This is a genomic window from Bacillus sp. mrc49 (genome assembly GCF_002803435.1).
In genome coordinates this window covers 1-212 of the sequence record NZ_PHNG01000450.1, presented here as the reverse complement: position 1 = coordinate 212, position 212 = coordinate 1, and the positions used below count along the sequence as shown (strand labels likewise).

General features: G+C 40.1%; 1 protein-coding gene. It reads right to left on the bottom strand.

Annotation, left to right across the window (positions count from 1 at the left end):
• Nucleotides 1-13 precede the first annotated feature (13 nt).
• On the bottom strand, nt 14-212 hold a 199-nt coding region (locus tag CVN76_RS02725; protein ID WP_100530174.1), incomplete at its 5' end, for a heavy-metal-associated domain-containing protein.

Sequence of the window (212 nt, the reverse complement as noted above, 5' to 3'; positions counted from 1 at the left end):
GTGCTCTTCCGATCTAGGCTGCTTTCTCATCATAGCTAAATGTAACCAGCTTGTTTGCCAAGCTTACTTCAACATCCCTTACACCCCAGACTTCATTCAGTGCATGAAGAACTTTATTAACATCATTCTCATCTCTCATATCTTCCACTTTAAGAAATCCATTTTCCACTTTACCATGCTCCTTTTTAATGCAACTCTCGCTTCTCTCCTTG